At 66.2% G+C, this 260-nt stretch carries 1 pseudogene; it reads right to left on the reverse strand.

The features are described from left to right. A pseudogene (locus SB754_RS21125) lies at nt 1-260 on the reverse strand (glycogen debranching enzyme); the annotation flags it as partial.

Here is a 260-nt window from a genome sequence, read left to right on the forward strand (position 1 = left end):
GTGTGCGCCCGACCTCGTCACCCGCGGTGAGCATCGGAATGCCTGCGGACAGCAGAAGAGTGCCCAGCAGATTGCGCATCGCCTTACGGCGAGCCGCGAGGATGGCCGGGTCGTCGGTCGGCCCCTCGATCCCGTGGTTGAACGCGCGGTTCATGTCGGCGCCGTCACGGTTGTGCTCGCCGTTCGCCTCGTTGTGCTTGACGTCGTACGAGACGAGGTCGTGCAGCGTGAAGCCGTCGTGCGCCGTCACGAAGTTGATG

This window comes from Leifsonia sp. SIMBA_070, from assembly GCF_046534635.1.
In the GTDB taxonomy this organism is placed as follows: Bacteria; Actinomycetota; Actinomycetes; order Actinomycetales; family Microbacteriaceae; genus Leifsonia.